Source organism: Blastomonas sp. (assembly GCF_046294995.1).
Taxonomy (GTDB): Bacteria; Pseudomonadota; Alphaproteobacteria; order Sphingomonadales; family Sphingomonadaceae; genus Blastomonas.
This window is the reverse complement of record NZ_JBKBOG010000001.1, coordinates 864,655-883,136: the sequence shown is the minus strand read 5'-3', so window position 1 is coordinate 883,136 and position 18,482 is coordinate 864,655. Positions and strand designations below refer to the sequence as shown.

General features: G+C 64.3%; 19 protein-coding genes. 8 read left to right on the top strand and 11 right to left on the bottom strand.

What is annotated here, in order from left to right:
• Positions 1-8: 8 nt before the first annotated feature.
• Positions 9-1,592, bottom strand: coding sequence for a peptide MFS transporter (locus tag ACK4R0_RS04110; RefSeq protein WP_409670560.1), 1,584 nt, complete (start codon positions 1,590-1,592; stop codon positions 9-11).
• A gap of 153 nt (positions 1,593-1,745) precedes the next feature.
• Here ACK4R0_RS04110 and ACK4R0_RS04105 point away from each other — a divergent pair, with 153 nt between their 5' ends.
• The 3 genes from ACK4R0_RS04105 (at position 1,746) to ACK4R0_RS04095 (ending at position 3,855) form a co-directional block, all read left to right on the top strand.
• Positions 1,746-2,339 carry a nitroreductase gene (locus tag ACK4R0_RS04105; protein WP_409670557.1) on the top strand — a complete coding sequence of 198 codons (594 nt, stop codon included), beginning with the start codon at positions 1,746-1,748 and terminating at the stop codon, positions 2,337-2,339.
• Positions 2,340-2,407: 68 nt separating this feature from the next.
• Complete coding sequence (locus ACK4R0_RS04100) at positions 2,408-3,022, top strand: methyltransferase family protein (RefSeq protein ID WP_409670554.1); 615 nt, start codon at positions 2,408-2,410, stop codon at positions 3,020-3,022.
• Complete coding sequence (locus tag ACK4R0_RS04095) at positions 3,022-3,855, top strand: sterol desaturase family protein (protein ID WP_409670551.1); 834 nt, start codon at positions 3,022-3,024, stop codon at positions 3,853-3,855. The genes ACK4R0_RS04100 and ACK4R0_RS04095 overlap by 1 nt, the downstream gene beginning before the upstream one ends.
• Positions 3,856-3,858: 3 nt before the next feature.
• Here the strand turns inward: ACK4R0_RS04095 and ACK4R0_RS04090 are convergent, their stop codons facing one another.
• From ACK4R0_RS04090 to ACK4R0_RS04080, 3 genes are all read right to left on the bottom strand, one after another.
• Positions 3,859-4,122 carry a hypothetical protein gene (locus ACK4R0_RS04090; RefSeq protein ID WP_409670548.1) on the bottom strand — a complete coding sequence of 88 codons (264 nt, stop codon included), beginning with the start codon at positions 4,120-4,122 and terminating at the stop codon, positions 3,859-3,861.
• Positions 4,123-4,308: 186 nt separating this feature from the next.
• Positions 4,309-4,641, bottom strand: coding sequence for a hypothetical protein (locus tag ACK4R0_RS04085; protein ID WP_409670545.1), 333 nt, complete (start codon positions 4,639-4,641; stop codon positions 4,309-4,311).
• Between the two features lie 37 nt (positions 4,642-4,678).
• A complete protein-coding gene (locus tag ACK4R0_RS04080; RefSeq protein WP_409670542.1) occupies positions 4,679-5,062 on the bottom strand; it encodes a hypothetical protein in 384 nt (127 codons plus the stop codon).
• 209 nt (positions 5,063-5,271) lie between these two features.
• Between ACK4R0_RS04080 and ACK4R0_RS04075 the strand changes: the two genes are divergently transcribed.
• Both ACK4R0_RS04075 and ACK4R0_RS04070 read left to right on the top strand, forming a co-directional pair.
• Positions 5,272-6,810 (top strand): M20/M25/M40 family metallo-hydrolase, encoded by a 1,539-nt coding sequence (locus tag ACK4R0_RS04075; protein ID WP_409670539.1) that lies wholly within the window; start codon positions 5,272-5,274, stop codon positions 6,808-6,810.
• 25 nt (positions 6,811-6,835) lie between these two features.
• Positions 6,836-7,957, top strand: coding sequence for a zinc-binding dehydrogenase (locus ACK4R0_RS04070; RefSeq protein WP_409670536.1), 1,122 nt, complete (start codon positions 6,836-6,838; stop codon positions 7,955-7,957).
• Positions 7,958-8,288: 331 nt separating this feature from the next.
• Here ACK4R0_RS04070 and ACK4R0_RS04065 read toward each other — a convergent pair whose 3' ends face one another.
• On the bottom strand, positions 8,289-9,170 hold the full coding sequence (locus ACK4R0_RS04065; protein WP_409670534.1) for a LysR family transcriptional regulator: 882 nt from the start codon (positions 9,168-9,170) through the stop codon (positions 8,289-8,291).
• Between the two features lie 140 nt (positions 9,171-9,310).
• Between ACK4R0_RS04065 and ACK4R0_RS04060 the strand changes: the two genes are divergently transcribed.
• From ACK4R0_RS04060 to mmsB, 3 genes are read left to right on the top strand one after another with little or no spacing between them, the layout of a single operon-like run.
• Positions 9,311-10,810: a CoA-acylating methylmalonate-semialdehyde dehydrogenase gene (locus tag ACK4R0_RS04060; protein WP_409670531.1), complete on the top strand. Its 1,500-nt coding sequence runs from the start codon at positions 9,311-9,313 to the stop codon at positions 10,808-10,810.
• A 17-nt stretch (positions 10,811-10,827) separates the two neighbouring features.
• On the top strand, positions 10,828-11,232 hold the full coding sequence (locus ACK4R0_RS04055) for a VOC family protein (RefSeq protein ID WP_409670529.1): 405 nt from the start codon (positions 10,828-10,830) through the stop codon (positions 11,230-11,232).
• Positions 11,233-12,108, top strand: a complete 876-nt coding sequence (gene mmsB / locus ACK4R0_RS04050) for a 3-hydroxyisobutyrate dehydrogenase (RefSeq protein ID WP_409670526.1) — start codon at positions 11,233-11,235, stop codon at positions 12,106-12,108. It abuts the gene before it with no gap.
• Positions 12,109-12,289: 181 nt separating this feature from the next.
• On the opposite strand, the gene ACK4R0_RS04045 is transcribed toward mmsB, so the two are convergent.
• The 6 genes from ACK4R0_RS04045 to ACK4R0_RS04020 all read right to left on the bottom strand — a co-directional run bounded on the left by ACK4R0_RS04045 (position 12,290) and on the right by ACK4R0_RS04020 (position 18,247).
• A complete protein-coding gene (locus ACK4R0_RS04045) occupies positions 12,290-13,219 on the bottom strand; it encodes an electron transfer flavoprotein subunit alpha/FixB family protein (RefSeq protein WP_409670523.1) in 930 nt (309 codons plus the stop codon).
• Positions 13,216-13,965: an electron transfer flavoprotein subunit beta/FixA family protein gene (locus ACK4R0_RS04040; RefSeq protein WP_409670520.1), complete on the bottom strand. Its 750-nt coding sequence runs from the start codon at positions 13,963-13,965 to the stop codon at positions 13,216-13,218. Before ACK4R0_RS04040 ends, ACK4R0_RS04045 begins: the two co-directional genes overlap by 4 nt.
• 193 nt (positions 13,966-14,158) lie before the next feature.
• Positions 14,159-15,358 carry an ADP-forming succinate--CoA ligase subunit beta gene (sucC, locus tag ACK4R0_RS04035; protein WP_409670517.1) on the bottom strand — a complete coding sequence of 400 codons (1,200 nt, stop codon included), beginning with the start codon at positions 15,356-15,358 and terminating at the stop codon, positions 14,159-14,161.
• Between the two features lie 162 nt (positions 15,359-15,520).
• On the bottom strand, positions 15,521-15,832 hold the full coding sequence (locus tag ACK4R0_RS04030) for a hypothetical protein (RefSeq protein ID WP_409670514.1): 312 nt from the start codon (positions 15,830-15,832) through the stop codon (positions 15,521-15,523).
• Between the two features lie 26 nt (positions 15,833-15,858).
• Positions 15,859-16,398 carry an inorganic diphosphatase gene (gene ppa / locus ACK4R0_RS04025; RefSeq protein ID WP_409670511.1) on the bottom strand — a complete coding sequence of 180 codons (540 nt, stop codon included), beginning with the start codon at positions 16,396-16,398 and terminating at the stop codon, positions 15,859-15,861.
• A 58-nt stretch (positions 16,399-16,456) separates the two neighbouring features.
• The gene (locus ACK4R0_RS04020; RefSeq protein ID WP_409670508.1) at positions 16,457-18,247 is read right to left on the bottom strand and encodes a M61 family metallopeptidase; all 1,791 of its coding nucleotides are present in this window, start codon (positions 18,245-18,247) and stop codon (positions 16,457-16,459) included.
• Between the last annotated feature and the right edge of the window lie 235 nt (positions 18,248-18,482).

Sequence of the window (18,482 nt, the reverse complement as noted above, 5' to 3'; positions counted from 1 at the left end):
AGTGCCGATCAAACGCCGCGCGTAGCCGGATGGACGCCCGCCGCCTGGTTTTCGGCCAGCTCAGCTTCGCCTGCCAGAGGCTCTGCATCCTGAAGCGTATCGAGGTGCATCAGCTTCTTGATCAGCGGGGACACAACCATCACGGCAACGCCGACGCCGATCGCGATCCAGCCGATGTTCGAGTAGACATCGAGCACCGTCTGCTGGCCCGCGCCTTCGCCGCTGGCCGCTTCAGAGCCTGTCGCCGCAGCGATCAGGCCGGCAACGAAATTGCCCGATGCCGACGCGAAGAACCAGGTGCCCATGATCAGCGAAGCCATATGCGCCGGCGCCAACCGGTTCATCGCGCTGAGGCCAACCGGCGACAGGCAAAGCTCACCGGTGGTGTGCAGCAGGTAGATCAGGAAGATGAACAATACCGGGGTCGGCACGCCAGCCCCGGTCGCTGCCGCGCCAGCCACCAGCACCAGGAACCCGGCGCCAAGCTGGACCATCGCCAGACCGAATTTGGCAGGGGCGGAGGGCTCGAGCCCCTTGCGGCCAAGCCAGGTCCAGATCGCCGCGAAGAACGGTGCAAGCAGCACGATGTACATCGCATTGACCGACTGGAACACCGACGCGGGAACCCCGCCGCGATCGACGTAGCGATCGGTGTAGAGGTTGAGCGATGAGCCTGCCTGTTCAAACAGCGCCCAGAACAGGATCGAGCCGAGGATCAGGAACATCGCCGCGAAGATGCGGTCGCGGTCATGCGGCTCGAGCTTGGTGACCGCTGTGATCAGCACATAGCCAACCAGAATGATGCCCGACACCAGCAGCAGCCAACCGACCACCGACTGGTACTGGATCAGCGCCCAGATGCCGAGAACGGCGGCAATGCCGACGCCGTAGATCAGCCATTCCTTCTTGATGCCCATCACAGGGGCCCTCAACGCTGCCGGATCGGGTGCTTCACCCCGGCCGCACAGCAAGGGCTTGCCGAGGATGAACACGACCAGGCCAAGCAGCATGCCGACGCCGGCGGCGCCGAAGCCATAGGACCAGCCATAGGTTTCGCCCAGATAGCCGCAGGCCAGCGATCCGAGGAACGCGCCGAGGTTAATGCCCATGTAGAAGATCGTGTACGCGCCATCGCGGCGGACGTCGGTGCGCGGGTAAAGCTGGCCGACGATCACCGAGATGTTCGCCTTGAGGAAGCCCGAGCCAACGATAATGAATGCCAAAGCCAGCCAGAAGATGCTGAGCGATGCCGCATCCTGTCCGCCGGTGCCCTCAAATCCCATCAGCGCGTGGCCGAAGGTGAGGAGCACTGCACCGAATGTCACCGCCTTGCGTTGGCCGAGGTAACGATCGGCCAGATAGCCGCCCAGCACCGGGGTGATATAAACCAATGCCGTATACGCGCCATAGATGACGCCCGAGCTCTCGTCCGAAAACAGCCAGTGCTTGGTGAGGTAGAAAATCAGCAGCGCGCGCATGCCGTAATAGGAAAAACGTTCCCACATTTCTGCGAAGAACAGCACGTAGAGACCCTTGGGGTGGCCCAGAAACGTGCCTTTGGAATCGCCGCTGACGGCATAACCGCTGGCCATAATCGCTTTGCTCCCGTCGATTTTTATATTGGCGGCCTGTCCCCGGGTCCGCCATAGCATGCGCGCCAACCTAGACAAAAATGCGCGGCTGTGAAGCGCCTTGTTGCAGATGATACCGCCTGCCTGCTTTCACGCCGATGACCGGAGCCAGACTTGACCGACTTCAACGACCTTTCCAGCGTTACCGCCTATCTCGCCAGCCGCCGCTCGGGCCGCCCTCGCGACATGATCGCCCCCGGCCCCGATGCGGCGCAGATGCGCGAGATCGTCGCCATTGCATCGCGCACGCCCGATCATGGCAAGCTCAACCCCTGGCGCGTGGTGCATATCGCGGCCGGCCAGCGCGACGCGCTCGCCAATGTTCTGACCACCGCCTATCGCGCCGAGAAGCCCGAGGCAGGGCGGCTTGAAATCGAAGCGATGGAGACTTTCGCGCGTCAGGCGCCTGAACTGCTGGTGGTGCTGTACTCTCCCCGCGAATCGAGCAAGATTCCGTTGTGGGAGCAGGAGTTGTCGGCAGGCGCATTCGTGATGAACCTGCTCCACGCGATCCACGCGCACGGCTTCGTCGGCGGCTGGATCACCGGCTGGCCGAGCTACAGCGATGCGGTGCGCGATCATTTTGGCGCCGCGCCGGAAAGGATCGCCGGGTTCGTATTTCTTGGCACGGCCGGCCAGCCGCTGGAGGAACGCCCCCGCCCCGATCTCGATGCGGTGTTCAGCAACTGGAATCCTGCGTCCATCTGATTGCAAAACCGGGTCGATCGGCGCGGACTTTTAACCAAGTCGTAACCACGCCCGGATAGCGTTGCGGCATGATCGACACCGACAGCGCACGCAAATTTCGTCTTCTGCTCGATCTGTTCGAGCGGGCGGTGATCGTCCTGCTGTTCGCATGGCTGTGCTATCGCATCGTCGGCAGCCTCGAAGAGACGCCGTTCAACATCGTCTTCCTGCTTGCCGAAGGCGCTGTCGCGCTGTTCGTGCTGTTGCGGCGGCCGACCGATGCGATCAGCGTCAAGCCGTTCGACTGGGTGATCGGTATCACCGGCACCATGCTGCCGATGCTGCTGATCCCGTCGGGCAATGGCTGGATCGGCGGCGCGGCGTTGCTGATGTTCGGCACCGTGATCTCGCTCGGCGCCAAATTTTCGCTGCGCCGCAGCTTCGGCGTCGTCGCCGCCAACCGCGGGATCAAGAGCAAAGGGCTTTACGGCGCGGTCCGGCATCCGATGTATCTGGGCTATTTCCTGTCCTATACCGGCATGTTCATCCTCAATCCTTCGCTGTTCAACGCAGCATTGCTGGGCCTGTGGGGTGCCTGCCAGATCGCGCGGATTCATGCCGAAGAGCAGGTCCTGCTGCGGGACGCCGCCTACCGGGCGCACGCACAGAAGGTCCGGTTCCGGCTTATGCCGTACGTTTACTGATGTTCAGCCTGGACGAACTGATGTTCCTCGTCGGAGCGGGGAGCGCGCTGATTCTGCTCGAACGCCTGCTGCCGCTGCATCCGGGTCAGAAGATACTGCGCCAGGGCTGGAAGATCGACATCATGCATGTGTTCCTCACCGGGATCGTCATCCGGCTGGGCATCGTGTCTGCGGCCATCGTCGCCAGCGTACTGGCCGTGTCCGTGGTGCCCGAACCCGTGCGCGAAGCGGTGCGTGCCCAGCCCGACTGGCTCGAATTCATCGAGCTGCTGATCCTGTCCGACCTGTGTTTCTACATCGCGCACCGGTTGAGCCACGCCGTGCCGATGCTGTGGCGTTTCCATGCGGTGCACCATTCGAGCGAACAGCTCGACTGGCTCGCCACTTATCGCGTGCACCCGGTCGACCAGATCTTCAATTCCACGATGATCGCGCTGCCCGCGCTCGTCTTGGGGTTCTCCCCGCTGCCGCTGCTGGTTTATGCGCTGGTCTATCGCATCCATTCACCGCTGCTGCATTCCAATGTGCGGGTCGATCTGGGGTGGTTGGGCCGGCTGATCACGACCCCGCGTTTCCATCATTGGCACCATGCCGACCAGGTCGAAGCGCACGATCACAATTTCGGCGGACAGCTCACGATATTCGACCGGCTGTTCGGCACCGATTATCGCGCGGGAATATCCAGCCTGCCCGAGCGCTATGGCATCGATGGCGCCATCCCTTTGCGATACGCCAGTCACCTGCTCCAGCCATTCGCGAAGGCCCCCGCAGCCGACAAGGCTGCGGCTGCGGTGCCGGTGAACATGGCAAACGGAGCCGCTGCCGAAACCTGAAGATCAGGCCGGGTCGGTATCGGCCTCGCCATCGCTGTCATCTGCCAGACCGGCGGCTTCCTCTTGAGCAAACTCCAGGGTGATGGCGGCATCGAGCTTGTCGAGCGGTTCGAGCTTCGATTCCTGCTTGTGCGCCAGTTGCGCGGCTGCGTCCCACGCCTTTGCGGCATCCAGCGCAATGCCCTGCCGGTTCTTCAGCGGTTCGGCCGCCGCTTTTGCCAGTTGGAGGCCTTCCTGCTCGCGGCAGAATTTTTCGGTAACGCGCATCTCATGCCCTCCCTCGGATCGAAGTTCGCGGCATCAGGCGCAATGAGCGCGCGGGGGCGCATCATCGGCGCTCATCCCGGCGAACGGTAAGTGCAACCGTAGCACTCCGCTGTCGGTAAGGCGAGCGATCATGCCGGTGTCGTGCGGCAGATATGCCAGCCCTCACAACGCCGGGCTGTGGCGATGCTATCGATGCGCTGAACGGATCGTCGCTGCAGGAAACCGTTTCGCCGTCCAGGCGTAATCATCTGCATGCACATGAGGAAACAGGACATGACGATGCATTTCCCCCGGCTCGCTTTTGACTCCGGCAATGCCTTCGCCACCGGCCACGCTTTCGCGCGCCGCATCGGGCAGCGGGGTTTCCTGCCGCTGTATCATGCAGGCGACGTGAATCATTGCCCCGGATGTGGCGGAAAGAGCTGGCATGTCGGTCGGATGAGCGCCGAATGCGCCACCTGCGAAACCGCGATTCCGCTGGCCGATGTCGCGGCGCAACCAATGCAGCCGCTGTTTCACGTCACTCGCAGCCGGACGGCGTGGGTGGAGTGATTGCTCAGCGCGGTTGGGGTGTACCGAAAATCGCAGGGTAGAACTCGCGCTCCTCCCACTGGATACGGTCGCGCAACTGCTTGACGAGCTGGCCGAACACGGCCCTGAAACCAGCCGGGTTTTCGACGATGTTCTTTGCGGGCCAGTTGGCGTTGCACTCCATCAGCGCACCGCGCCAAGCCAGCAGATCACCATAAAACTTGCGCATCAGCGCCGCCTTTTGCGGATGGTTGTTCTGCGCCTGATGCTTTTGCAGATACGCGGTCTCGACCGCACAGTGGTCGGCGATCAACCTTGAAAATTCGATCCGCGTGGATTGCAGCAGCGCAATTTCCGCAGGCGACCCGGCGGTTGCCAGGTTGAGTATCGCATCGGCAAGCTGGGTCATCTGGTCGTGGTGGGTAGTGAAATTCCTGATTGGCATTTTTTTGCGACTCGTAAGTGGTGCCGGGATCGGTGAACTGCGAGGCGATTGACGAACGGGGTAGATCAGCATTCGTAATCGAGTGGTTAACGTCTTGCTTAACGATCGTGGCTGATCCAGTCTTGGCGGCACGGACCTGTCACCGGGAGGCAGGCCACAGGGGAGCACAGACAATGCCAGGCATCGATCCAGCCGCGCCCAGCCGGCGCGCCCTTATCCGTTCGGCAGCCTTGATCGGCGGTGGCATGGCGCTCACCGGAGGATCGGGCGCGGCGATCGCGGCGGACGGCGACATGGCGCGCATCCGCAAGGCGGCACAGGCCAACCGCGATGCCGATATCAAGCGCATCCAGGACTGGATCGCCCTGCCCTCGATCGCTGCAGAAAACCTCAACATGGCGCAAGGCGCGGCGTATATGGCCGAGCTGATGAAGGATGCGGGGTTCGCCGGGATCGAAACCGTGCCATCCGATGGTCATCCCGGGGTGTTCGGCACGATCGACGTCGGCGCCAAGCGGACTTTGGGCATCTACTTCATGTACGACGTCAAGCAGTTCGATCCCGCCGAATGGTCCTCGCCGCCGCTTGAGGCAAGGATCGTCGACAAGCCCGGCTGGGGCAAGGCCATCGTCGGGCGCGGCGCGATCAACCAGAAGGGTCCGCAGGCGACCTTCCTCGCCGCATTGCACGCGATGAAATCGGCAGGCGTCAAGCTTCCGGTCAACATCGTGCTGCTGGCCGAGGGCGAGGAAGAGATCGGCTCGCCCAACTTCAAGCAGATCGCGACCACCCCCAAGGTGCTTGCCGCGCTCAAGCGCTGCGAGGGCATCTTCATCCCAGCCTGCTGGCAGGGCGCGAACGGCGAGGTTCAGGTCAATCTGGGTTCGAAGGGCATCATCGAGCTCGAGCTGATCGCCAGCGGCGAAAAATGGGGGCGCGGGCCCAAGGGCGATGTGCACTCGAGCTACAAGGCGATGATCGATTCGCCGACATGGCGGCTGGTGCAGGCGCTGCAGACTTTGGTCTCGCCCGATGGTAACAACGTCGTGATTGGCGGCTGGTCGGACAACGTCCGCCCACTGACCGCGCGCGAAAAGGCGCTGATCGCGCAGGCCGCCAAGGGCATGGACGAGGCGCAGATGAAGGCGTCGTTCGGCGTCACCCACTGGATCGACGACCTGCCGCTCGAACAGGCGCTGGTGCGGCTGGCGCAGGAGCCGACCGCGAACATCGAAGGGCTGGTCGCGGGCTATACCGGCCCAGGCGGCAAGACCGTGCTGCCCGGCAAGGCGGTCGCCAAGCTCGACTTCCGCCTCGTCCCCAACCAGACCCGCGCCGAGGCCGAGCAGAAGTTGCGCGCGCATCTCGACAAAAACGGCTTCAGCGATGTCGAGGCGATCGTCTCGGGCGGGTACGACCCCACAGAGGTCGCCGAGGACAGCCTGCTGATCAAGGCGGAGCTCGCCACTTATGCGAAGATGGGGGTGAAGGCGAACCTCAATCCACGGCTTGCAGGCTCCTGGCCGGGCGCGGTGTTCACCGCCGCGCCAGTCAGCATCCCCGCCGGCCATTTCGGCATCGGCCATGGCAGCGGCGCGCACGCGCCCGACGAGTATTTCGTGGTGGATTCGACCAACCCCAAGGTCGCCGGGATCACCGATGCGACGATGGGCTTTGTCGAGATGCTCTATCAGATGGCGGCTGTGCGTTGAGCGGACGTTCTGGCAGGACCCACCCATGAAGATCACCGCCGCCATTCTCGATAGCATCGGCCATACCGGGCCGTTCGCCGACACCCGCCCGTTGCGCCTCGCGCAGATCGACCTCGCTCCACCGGGCGCGGACGAGATGCTAGTCAAGATCGAGGCGGCAGGGCTGTGCCACAGCGACCTCTCGGTCATCAACGGCGACCGCCCGCGCCCGATGCCGATGGCCTTGGGGCACGAGGCGGTGGCGACGGTGCTCGAACCGGGTGCGATTGCTGCGCAGCATTTTGCCCCCGGCGACCGGGTGGTGCTGAGCTTCCTGCCCCTGTGCGGATATTGCCCGAGCTGCCATTCGGGCGAGGGATACCTGTGCGGCAACGGCGCGGCGGCGAATGGCGCGGGCACGTTGCTGGGCGGCGCGCGGCGGCTGTCCGAGAACGGGCATCCGGTGCAGCATCACCTGGGCTCATCGGCGTTCGCGACCCACGCAGTGGTCGACCGGCGCTCGGCGGTGAAGATCGACGCCGACATTCCGGTCGAGATCGCCGCGCTGTTTGGTTGCGCGGTGCTCACCGGCGCGGGCGCGGTGCTCAACGGCGGAGCCTTGCGCGCGGGCGAAAGCGTGGTGGTCTATGGCCTCGGCGGCGTCGGCCTCGCCGCGCTGATGGCCGCGATCGCCGGCGGCGCACACCCGGTGATCGCGATCGACCCCGTCCCCGCCAAGCGCGCACTGGCGATGGAGCTGGGTGCGCTCGCCGCCGTGCCGCCCGAGGATGGCGAGGACGCGGTGATCGCGGCGCTGGGCCGCAAGCCCGATCTGGTGATCGAAACCGTCGGCAAGGCGGCGGTGCTGGCCAAGGCCTACGGGCTGGCGCGGCGCGGCGGGCGGATCGTCACCGTTGGCCTGCCCAACCCCGCGGACATGCTCTCAATCCCTGCGGTCTCGCTGGTCGGCGACGGCAAGACTCTAATGGGCAGCTACATGGGCAGCGCCATCCCCTCGCGCGACATCCCCCGCTACATCGCCCTGTGGCGCGCCGGACGGATGCCGGTGGAGAAACTGCTGAGCTCGGTGAGCCCGCTCAGCGAGATCAACGCGCTGTTCGATGAACTGGCGATCGGGACGGCGATAAGGCAGGTGGTGGTGCCGTAGGAAGAGCACCCCCTCCGCTCAGCCTGAGCTTGTCGAAGGCCCCGCTATACGGCCAGCGTGGGCGCGGGTCCTTCGACTTCGCGGGCTGCGCCCGCGGCTCAGGATGAGCGGGGGTGGTTGGGCTGGGCCTTAAGCCCTCTCCCCTTGCGGGAGAGGGAGGTTGGGGGGGGGGCGCATTACGCCCTCCCCCCTTGGTGGGCCTGGGGAGTTGCCGCGGTCGGCGCGGGGGGGAGAGGGGGATGCGTGGTCGCTGGCCCCTCTCAACTTCGCCTAGCCAGACAAGCTGGCAAGGCTTCGTATCTCTCCCCTGAAGGGGAGAGAGCGGACCCCTCTATTCCCCCGGCGCAATCTTCCGCGCGACATCGTCCAGCCAGCCGATAAACGCATCCACCCGCGCCAGCTTGCGCATGTCGCGGTGGACGACCAGCCAGAAGCTGCGGTGGATCGTCACGCTGTCCGCCAGCACCCGCTCCAGCCGCGGGTTCTGCTGCCCGATGAAGCACGGCAGGATGCCCACCCCTGCCCCGTTCGCGATGAGGCTGTGTTGCACGTTGATGCTCGAGCTGGTGAGCACCGGTTCCAAGCCCGGGCCGATCTCGTCGAGGTAGCGCAGTTCGTCGGCATAGATGAAATCGGGGATATAGCCGATCAGCGGGTGGCGGCGGAGGTCCTCAACGCTGGCGATCGGCCCGGCGGCGGCGAGGTAATCGCTGCCCGCATAGACGCCGAGCTGATAGTCGACCAGCTTGCGTACCTTGAGCGGCCCCGCAGTGGGCCGCGACAACATGATCGCGAGGTCCGCCTCGCGCTTGGAGGGGTTGAGGAAACCGTTGGTGGCGACCAGCTCGATGCGGATCGCGGGGTGGCGGCGGTGGAAATCGGCGAGATTGCGGGCGATGATCCAGGCGGCGAAGCCCTCGGCGACGCTCACCCGGATGGTGCCAGCGAACACCGTCTGCTCGCCGGTCAGCTCGGTGCGCGCATCGACCAAGGACTGCTCGGCACCTTCTGCATAGACCAGCAGCTTGCGGCCATGTTCGGTGAGCGCGATGCCCTTGCCGCTCGCCTCGAACAGCGTCGATTGCAGATCGCCCGACAGCCGCGCCAGCCTGCGCGCCACGGTGGTGGGATCGATCTCGAGCCGCCGCGCCGCCTCTGCCACCGATCCGGCGCGCGCGAGCATCAGGAAGATGCGCAGATCGTCCCAGTTCATGATGCTGGCCAGTTCATAGTTATCCGCTCCCCGGCTATTGTATTTATGCAGCCTGTTGTGACGTTTTTACGCAATTGATTGCAGTTATGCCAGGGGCTAATGCGGAGACCAAGCGACAAGCACCATTTAGGAGAGCGATCATGCGCACCGTAACCCACCGTCTGGCAGGCGGCACCACCACCCCCGCCAGCGTCCGCCAGTCCGACATTTTTGATCCCAACAGCGGCGCGGTGCAGGCCAGGGTTGACCTGGGCGGGAAGGCCGTGCTCGATGCTGCGGTCGATGCCGCGCTGGCCGCGCAGCCCGCCTGGGCCGCAACCAACCCGCAGCGCCGTGCCCGCGTGATGTTCAAGTTCAAGGAACTGGTCGAGGCCAATATGGACGAGCTCGCAGCCCTGCTGTCGAGCGAGCACGGCAAGGTCCACGCCGATTCCAAGGGCGATATCCAGCGCGGTCTGGAAGTCATCGAATTCTGCTGCGGCATTCCGCACGCCTCGAAGGGCGAATACACCCATGGCGCAGGCCCCGGCATCGACGTCTATTCGATGCGGCTGCCGATCGGCATCGGTGCCGGGATCACCCCGTTCAACTTCCCCGCGATGATCCCGATGTGGATGTTCGGCCCCGCGATCGCCACCGGCAACGCCTTCATCCTCAAGCCTAGCGAGCGTGACCCTTCGGTGCCGGTGCGTCTGGCCGAGCTGATGAGCGAAGCTGGCCTGCCCGATGGCATCCTGCAGGTCGTGCATGGCGACAAGGAAATGGTCGATGCGATCCTCGATCACCCCGCGATCGCCGGCGTGTCGTTCGTCGGATCGTCCGATGTCGCGCATTATCTCTACCAGCGCGGCGTTGCCGCCGGCAAGCGGGTGCAGGCTATGGGCGGCGCGAAGAACCATGGCATCGTGATGCCCGATGCCGACCTCGACCAGGTGGTCAAGGATCTGGCGGGCGCCGCCTTTGGCTCGGCTGGCGAACGCTGCATGGCGTTGCCGGTGGTCGTGCCCGTGGGCGACGAGACCGCAGAGCGTCTGCGCGCCAAGCTGATCCCTGCGATCGAGAAACTGCGCCTCGGCGTCTCGTCCGATCCCGATGCCGATTACGGCCCCGTCGTTACCGCCGCGCACAAGGCGAAGGTCGAAGGCTGGATCCAGACCTGCATCGACGAAGGCGGCGAGCTCGTCGTCGATGGCCGCGGCTTCACGCTGCAGGGGCACGAGAACGGCTTCTTCGTCGGCCCGACTTTGTTCGACCACGTCACCACCGAGATGAGCAGCTACAAGGAAGAGATCTTCGGCCCCGTGCTGCAGATCGTCCGCGCTGCCGATTTCGAGGAAGCCGTCGCCCTCCCCAGCAAGCACCAGTATGGCAACGGTGTCGCAATCTTCACCCGCAACGGCCACGCCGCGCGCGAGTTCGCCGCGCGCGTCAATGTCGGCATGGTCGGCATCAACGTGCCGATCCCGGTGCCGGTCGCCTACCACACCTTCGGCGGCTGGAAGCGCAGCGCGTTCGGTGACACCAACCAGCACGGCATGGAAGGCGTGAAGTTCTGGACCAAGGTCAAGACGGTCACCGCGCGCTGGCCCGATGGTGCGGTCGATGGCAGCAATTCCTTCGTCATCCCGACTATGGGCTGATCTTGGGGGCTAACGCCATGCGGCTTGCCTATTCCGCCTATCTGGTCCGCGAGTATGACGAGGCCATCGCCTGGTTCGTCAGCGCGCTGGACTGGAAGGTGGTGGAAGACACCGACTTGGGCGGCGGCAAGCGCTGGGTCAGGGTCGGCGCACGCGACGGCGGCGAGCTGCTGCTCGCGCGCGCCACCTCGCCCGAGCAGACCGCCGCGATCGGCAAGGAAGCGGGCGGACGCGTCGCGTTCTTCGTGCACACCCGCGATTTCGACCGCGATTATGCACGGATGCTCGCGGCAGGCGTGACGTTTGCCGAAACCCCGCGCAACGAAGTCTATGGCCGGGTGGTGGTGTTCGCGGACCTGTATGGCAACAGGTGGGATTTGATCGAAGCGCGCGCAGTCGCGCCGGACAACGGAGAGATTTGAATGGCAACCATCGGATTTATCGGCCTGGGCAATATGGGCGGCGGCATGGCGGCGAACCTGGCCAAGGCGGGGCACAAGGTCATCGCGTTCGACCTTTCGGGCGAGGCGCTCGCGCGTGCAGGCGCAGCGGGTTGCACGCCTGTCTCCGATCCGGTGCAGGCGGTGAGCGATGCCGATGTCATCGTCACGATGCTGCCCGCAGGCAAACATGTCGCATCGGTCTATAACGACACCGTATTCGGGGCAGCGCGATCGGGCACGCTGCTGATCGATTGCTCGACGATCGACGTCGATACCGCGCGCGAAGTCGCAGCCGCCGCCAAGGAGCGCGGACTCGAGGCGGTCGATGCGCCGGTTTCGGGCGGGATCGCGGCGGCCAATGGCGGCACGCTCACCTTCATGGTCGGCGGCAGTTCGGGCGGGTTCTCGCGCGCGGCACCGATCCTGTCCGACATGGGCAAGGCGGTGATCCATGCGGGCGACAATGGCGCAGGCCAGGCGGCGAAGATCTGCAACAACATGCTCTTGGGCGCGACGATGGCCGCAACCTGCGAGACCTTTGCGCTGGCCAAGAAGCTCGGGCTCGACCTGCAGACCTTCTACGATATCTCGTCCAAGGCCTCCGGCCAGAGCTGGTCGATGACGAGCTATTGCCCCGTCCCCGGCGTCGGCCCCGCCAGCCCTGCGGACAACGGCTATGCCGGAGGCTTTGCCGCCGCGCTGATGCTCAAAGACATGCGGCTCGCGCTGGAGGCGGCCAAGGCCAACGGCGCGCAGATCCCAATGGGCGAGCGCGCCGAGGCGATCTACGCCGCGTTCGTGGAAGCTGACGCGCAGGGTCTCGACTTCTCGGCGATCATCACCGCTCTGGAGTAAGCGCCGCAAACTGAATTTCATTCGTCATTCCCGCGAACGCGGGAATCCCGCTTTCTCGCCGCGCCGGCGCAGCAAAGCGGGGGCCCCGCCTACGCGGGGGTGACGAGATAAAGCCCGACTACACAGCAAAAACCCCGGCGGTCGCCCGCCGGGGTTTTTGTTTGTCGTAAGCAGCAGGCGATCAGAGCTTGCTGGTCAGTTCCGGAACCGCAGTGAACAGGTCCGCGACCAGGCCGACGTCTGCCACCTGGAAGATCGGGGCGTCCTCGTCCTTGTTGATCGCGATGATGGCCTTGGAGTCCTTCATGCCGGCAAGGTGCTGGATCGCGCCGGAAATGCCGACTGCGACATAGATTTCAGGGGCGACGATCTTGCCGGTCTGGCCGACCTGATAGTCGTTGGGGACATAGCCCGCATCGACCGCAGCGCGCGAGGCGCCGATGCCGGCACCGAGCTTGTCGGCGAGCGGGGTGATGATTTCCTCGAACTTCTCGCCCGAACCCAGCGCGCGGCCGCCCGAGACGATGATCTTGGCACTGGTCAGTTCGGGCCGCTCGCTCTTGGCCATCTCGGCGCTGACGAAGCTCGAAAGACCTGCATCCGACGCACCGCCGATCGATTCGACGGTACCCGAACCGCCGTCAGTCGCGGCCTTGTCAAACGCGGTGCCACGCACGGTGATGACCAGCTTGGCATCCGACGATTCGACGGTGGCGATCGCGTTGCCGGCGTAGATCGGACGGGTGAAGGTCTTGGGACCTTCGACCGAGAGAATGTCCGAAATCTGCATCACGTCGAGCAAGGCTGCGACGCGCGGCGCGATGTTCTTGCCGGTGGTGGTGGCGGGCGCGAGGAACGCGTCGTGATGGCCCATGAGATCGGCGATCAGCGGCGCGACGTTTTCAGCGAGCCCATGTTCGAGCGCGGCGTCGTCAGCCAGATGCACGGTGCTGACACCGGCGACCTTGGCAACCTGATCGGCGACCGCAGCGCAGCCCGATCCTGCGACCAGCGCGTGCACTTCGCCCAGCTGGCTGGCGGCGGTGACCACAGCCAGCGTTGCATCCTTCATGACCGCATTGTCATGTTCAACCCATATGAGCGTCTTCATGCGCCAACTCCCATTACCTTGAGCTTTTCGACCAGAGCGTCGACATCTGCCACCTTCACCCCGGCGCTGCGCACCGCAGGCTCAGCGACCTTGAGCGTCTTGAGGCGGGCGGTGATGTCCACGCCGTAATCAGCTGGGGTCTTGGTATCGAGCGGCTTTTTCTTCGCCTTCATGATGTTGGGCAGCGAGGCATAACGCGGCTCGTTGAGGCGAAGGTCGGTGGTGACGATCGCGGGCGTATTGAGCTTGACCGTCTGCAGGCCGCCATCGACATCGCGCGCGACGGTGATGCTGCCCGCTTCGACCGTGACGGTGTTGGCGAACGTTGCCTGGCCCCAGCCGAGCAATGCCGCGAGCATCTGGCCGGTCTGGTTGCTGTCGTCGTCGATCGCCTGCTTGCCCAGCAGGATCAGCCCGGGGGCTTCTTCTGCAGCGACCTTGGCGAGCAGCTTGGCAACAGCCAGCGGCTCGACGGCTTCGTCGGTTTCGATCAGGATCGCGCGGTCGGCACCCATGGCGAGCGCGGTGCGCAGCGTTTCAGCGGCCTTGGCAGGTCCGACCGAGACGGCGATGACCTCTTCGGCGTTGCCCGCTTCCTTGATGCGCAGCGCCTCTTCGACGGCGATTTCGTCGAACGGGTTCATGCTCATCTTGACGTTGGCGAGATCGACACCCGACCCATCCGCCTTGACGCGCGGCTTCACGTTGTAATCGATAACCCGTTTCACGGGCACAAGGATCTTCATGGCGCTTCCTTCCTAATGATCGTGAGACGAATTTAGTTTCCGTTCACGTAAACGTCAAGTGGTGCTATTCGCGCTGTCGCACCCTGATCAAGCCGGATCCCCCGCGAAGGCGGGGGGCCATCTCCTGAAGGTTGCACCAGACGCAAGCTGAGGAGATGGGCCCCTGCCTTCGCAGGGGACCGTGTTTCATTCATCAAGCCGCCTGCTTGACCTGTGCGACGATCTTCTCGGCAGCATCGCCCAGATTGTCGGCGCTGACGATCGGCAGGCCGGAGTTGGCGAGGATGTCCTTGCCCTGCTGCACGTTGGTGCCCTCAAGGCGTACGACCAGCGGCACCGAAAGGTTCACTTCCTTGGCCGCAGCCACGATGCCCTCGGCGATGATGTCGCACTTCATGATGCCGCCGAAAATGTTGACGAGGATGCCCTTCACCGCCGGATCGGACAGGATGATCTTGAACGCCGCGGTCACCTTTTCCTTGCTCGCGCCGCCACCGACATCGAGGAAGTTGGCGGGGAACATGCCGTTGAGCTTGATGATGTCCATCGTCGCCATGGCAAGGCCTGCGCCATTGACCATGCAGCCGATGTCGCCGTCGAGCTTGATATAGGCGAGGTCGTACTTGGAGGCCTCGACCTCCATCGGGTCTTCCTCGGTCTCGTCGCGCAGCTTTTCGACATCGGGGTGGCGATAGAGCGCGTTCGAATCGAAGCTCATCTTGGTGTCGAGCACCAGCAGCTTGCCATCCTTGGTTTCGACCAGCGGGTTGATTTCGAGCATCGCGCAATCGAGGTCCATGAACGCGGTGTAGAGCTGCTGCGCCAGCTTGGCGGCCTGCTTGTTGAGATCGCCGGTCAGCTTGAGCGCGAACGCCACGGCGCGGCCGTGGTGCGGCTGGAAGCCCTGCGCGGGATCGATGGTGATCGTGGTAATGCGCTCAGGGGTGTCGTGCGCCACGGTCTCGATGTCCATGCCGCCTTCGGTCGAGACGATCATCGCGACGCGGCCCGATTTGCGATCGACCAGCATAGAGAGGTAATATTCGGATTCGATGTCGACGCCATCGGTGATGTACAAGCGATTGACCTGCTTGCCGGCATCGCAGGTCTGGATCGTCACCAGCGTGTTGCCGAGCATCTCGCCGGCATCCTTGCGGACATCGTCGATCGACTTGGCGAGGCGCACACCGCCCTTGGCGTCGGCACCCAGCTCGGTGAACTTGCCCTTGCCGCGACCACCGGCATGGATCTGGGCCTTCACGACATAAAGCGGTCCGGGCAGCTTTTCAGCGCCGGCCACCGCCTCTTCAACGGTCAGCGCGGCATATCCCGTGGGGATGCCGATGCCGTATTTCGCGAGCAGTTCCTTGGCCTGATATTCGTGGATGTTCATGAAGGATCCCATGCCTTTCTGAGCGGGCCGGGCGTGCGACTCACAAGCGGTCGACACCGGGCCGTTTAAGCGGTCGATGAACGGTTGTGAGGGGCGCTAAAGCATAGACGCGGCCTAAAGGAAACCCCGCAATCGCGTAACGGCACTTCTGTCGGGCGGAGGTCAGTTGCGTGCAGCGCAAACCAGCCCGGAAGAACTCACCACAGCCAGAATTTCCGCGTCGCGCAAGGCCCGGGTCAGGCGAAGGAACTCTTCGAAATCGCCCGCGCGTTGCAGCTGCCCCAGCCGACCGATGCGCTGGAGCTGCGCCAGCGACAGCCTGTCGACCATTCGCTCCGCCATGCACGCCGAGACAGGGCGGCTGAGGCCCGTTCTCTCGAGCGCGCTGCGGGTGCGTGCCTCTGGCGTCGCGCACCCGGCCAGCAGCGCGGCAGAGGCAGCCGCCACGATCCATGCCCGTGCAGACGGGATCATGCGCAATGCCCCTGCCGTGTACCGCATCAGGCGGCCTTGCCCGACTTGGCGCGCTCGATGGCTTCGATGATCACCTGGCGCGCCTCGGCGGCATCGCCCCATTTGCCGATTCGTACCCACTTTTCGGCTTCCAGGTCCTTGTAGTGGGTGAAGAAATGCTCGATCTGCGCGAACACGATATCGGGCAGATCGGATTTTTCGCGTACATCGGTGTAATACGGGAAGGTAGCTGTGTCGGGGACGCAGACGATCTTCTCGTCGCCGCCATGCTCGTCTTCGAGGTTCAGCACCGCGATCGGCCGGGCGCGAACCACGCATCCGGGGATGAACGGCGAGCGTGCCACCACCAGCGCATCGAGCGGATCGCCATCGGGCGACAGCGTGTGCGGGATGAAGCCGTAATTGGCAGGATAGCGCATTGGCGTGTGCAGGATACGGTCAACGAACAGCGCGCCCGACCCCTTGTCGAACTCGTACTTCACCGGTTCGCCGCCGGTGGGCACCTCGATGATGACGTTGACGTTGTTCGGCGGGTTCTTGCCGATCGAAATTTCTTTGATAAACATAAGGAAGAAGGCCTTTGTTCTGGTTTTTCGCTGAACGGACGCGCCCGTAAATCAGCGTTCAGCGGGTTTGCGGCGCAAGCAGCCGGTCCAGGCCGGTTTCGCCCTGTCCCGTCTTGCGGAGCGCCGGATAGCGCAAGCCGCCGGTATAGGAAAGCGTGGTTTCACGGTATCTTTTGCCGCGCTTGACCAGCAATGAGACCTTGCCCCCCTGGCTGGTCGCCGCGACTGCGGTCTTGAGCGCCTCGCCCGAATAATCGCGGCCGCCGACCCCGGTGATCTGGTCGCCCACGGTCATCCCGGCATCGAACGCGGGGCTGTCCCACATGACTTGCGACACCTTGCCGTCCTTGTCGACGATCAGGCCGATCGAGTGGCTGAGATCGCTTGTGCCCGAAGCCGCCTCGCCCGATTTGATGAACGCGCTGGGCTCGGTACCATAGACCAGCTCATAGCCGCCCAGCACGAACCCCTGCTTGGGCACCTCCGGTGTCACTTCGTAGACGCGCGTCTGCAGGAAGCCCTGCCAGTCATAGGGCTGCACCGCGTTGAGTGCGGCGACGACGTCAGGAAGCTCATAGGTCACCACGCCCCAATCGCCATCGCGCCCGCCAAAGAAGCTCTGCGCAAAGTCCTGCAGCGACTTGGTGTTGCCCGATTCGCGGCGGATGATCTGGTCAGCCTCGAGCCACACCAGCATGCCCTCGTTGTAGTAATCCTCGCTGCGCTGCCAGCTCGCCCAGGCCTTGGGGCGGCGCGCTGAGATGATCGGATCGTGCGCGGTATCGATCAGCGGCCGCCAGTTGCGTCCCGCCCGGCGATCGAGCCCGGCAGCGATGGTAGCGAACGCGTCGAGCGTCTCCTGATAGCTGAACAGCCCCGATCGCGCGCCGAGCACATAACCCCAGAACTGGGTCTGGCCCTCGTACACCCACAACAGGTCGTCGCGGCTGGGCTGGCGGAAATCGGGTGCCCAGATGCCCTGCGGACGGCGGAACTTGCCGTTCCAGCTGTGCGTCATTTCGTGCGGCAGCAGGTTGCGCGACCCCGGACCCTTCGCCCAATCGGTGAAATAGCCGGTGCCGACGCCGTTCTCGCTGCTGCGATGATGCTCGATGCCGATGCCGCTCATCTCGTCGGACAGCGACAGCAGGAAATCGTAGCGATCGTAATGCCGCACGCCGAACAGGTGCTCTGCCTCGGCCACCAGACGTTTGTGCGCCTCGATCTGGTCCGGGGTCGCAGCAAGGAATTCGGGCGCGTCAGCGACGACGTTGAGCGTGACCTTGTCCGACAACGGCCAACTCCTGAAGTGCGCGCCCGCGAACATCGGGCTGTCGACCAGGGTATCGAAGTCGACCCGCTCATAGCTGACCTTGGAACCGGTGGTGCGCTTGGCGCGCATCGCGCTGCCCGCATGCCAGCCGGTGGGCCAGGTGACGCTGGCTTCGACCGGGATGTTGCGTGCGAAATAGCCCGCCGGATACAGCGCGACGTTGTTCCAGCGCAGGTTCATCATCTTGGGCGCCATTACCACCCGGCCCTGGTTCGACGCAGTCGGGCTGACGAACTGGAAGCTGGCGACGATGTCGCGCGCGCCTGCCGGAACGGTGACGTGGAACGCGTTTACATCGAGCGAATCGCGCTGCCAGGCAAGCGGCTTGCCGGCGGCGGTGAACGTGAGGCCGACCACCTTTTCGATCTCGCCGCGCGGGGCATGGTTGCCGGGCAGCCATTGCGGATACAGCACCGTGAACCGCCCGGCCGTACGCGCCTCGGGTGGCACGGGGATGGTCTGCTTGACCGAGAAGATCGCGCGATCGACATCGGTCGCGTCCACCTCCAGCGTCATGACGCCCGGGAAGGCGACGTCGCGCGCAGCCGGCACGATATCGACGATCGGCTGCGGCTGAGGCGCGCTGTTTTGGGCTGACGCAGATGATGCGACCAGGGAAAGTGCAAGGCAGGTGGAGGCGAGGAAATGACGCAAGTTTCAGACCCTTTGTTGACAGTCGTTCGCTTCAAATCCCCCCCTGCAAGGGGAGGTGGCAGTCCGCAGGACTGACGGAGGGGTGTCCACGTTCGCG